The organism is Micromonospora sp. NPDC049799 (assembly GCF_040656655.1).
GTDB lineage: Bacteria > Actinomycetota > Actinomycetes > Mycobacteriales > Micromonosporaceae > Micromonospora.
Genome location: NZ_JBFAMU010000883.1, coordinates 1 through 1,180, shown reverse-complemented (window position 1 = coordinate 1,180; position 1,180 = coordinate 1). Strand labels below are relative to the sequence as shown.

General features: G+C 77.9%; 1 protein-coding gene and 1 riboswitch. The gene reads left to right on the top strand.

Annotated elements, in window-relative coordinates; genetic code table 11:
• The first annotated feature begins 123 nt into the window (after positions 1-123).
• Positions 124-245: riboswitch (SAM riboswitch) on the top strand.
• A 46-nt stretch (positions 246-291) separates the two neighbouring features.
• Positions 292-1,180, top strand: an 889-nt coding sequence (locus AB0I76_RS30340; protein ID WP_357042699.1) for an aminotransferase class V-fold PLP-dependent enzyme, incomplete at its 3' end; no start/stop codon positions are given.

Genomic DNA, 1,180 nt, shown 5'->3' with positions numbered 1-1,180 from the left:
GGGGCGTCGAGGGCGGTCGGCGACGGCGGCTGCGGCGCGCCGGACGGGGTGTCGGCCATGCGGTCAGCGTAGTCACCCCGAGCCGGCCCGGCCCGCCGCATCGGGGGCGGTATGCTGCCCGCAGGTCACGAGCGCCAGCGTCAAGCCCCGGCTTGCTGGCCGGCAACCCTCGTCGAGGTTCGCGGTGGGGTGCCCCGGGTGATGACCGGGCCCGGCCCGTTCCGTGTGCTGGGCAAGCGCGGACCCCGCCCGTGTGCCCACCCGGGGTCCCTGGACCCGGAGGTCTGGCACATGACCATCACCCTCGTACCCCCGCGCGCGGCGCGCGTCGCGCGGACTGCGCCGGCCACCTCGACGCCGGGCCCCCTGGACGTCCTCGGGGTGCCCGGTCAGATCAACCTGGACTACGCGGCCACCGCGCCCTGCGCGCGGGCGGCGGCGGACGCGGTGGCCGAGCTTCTCCCCTGGTACGCGAGCGTGCACCGCGGCGCCGGAGCGCTGTCGCGGCGCTGCACCCTCGCCTACGAGCGGGCCCGGCAGACCCTCGGTGACTTCTTCGGTGCCCGCGCCGACGACCACGTGGTGTTCACGCGGAACACCACCGACGCGCTCAACCTGCTGGCCCGCGCGCTGCCCGCCGGCACGACGGTGGTGACGTTCGGCGGGGAGCACCACGCCAACCTGCTGCCGTGGCCACGGGGTTCGGTCCGGCTGCCGGTGCCCGACTCGCCCGACGGCGCGGTACGCGCGCTGGACGCCGCCCTCACCGAGCTGCGCCGGGGCGGTACGGCCGGCGGCCACCGACCGCCGGTGCTGGTCGCGGTGACCGGGGCGGGCAACGTGACCGGCGAGTGCTGGCCGGTCGCCGCGCTGGCCCGGGTGGCCCGGCGGCACGGCGCCCGGATCGCGGTGGACGCCGCCCAACTCGCCCCGCACGCCCCGGTGGACGTGACCGCCCTGGACGTGGACTACCTGGCCGTCTCCGGCCACAAGCTGTACGCACCGTTCGGCACCGGCCTCCTGGTGGGACGGGCGGACTGGCTGGACGCCGCCCCGCCGTACCTGGCCGGTGGGGGCGCCACCAGCCACGTCGGCGCGGCCACGCACGACGTCCGGTGGGCGACCGGCCCGGCCCGGCACGAGGCGGGCACCCCGAACCTGCTCGGCGCGGTGGCCCTGG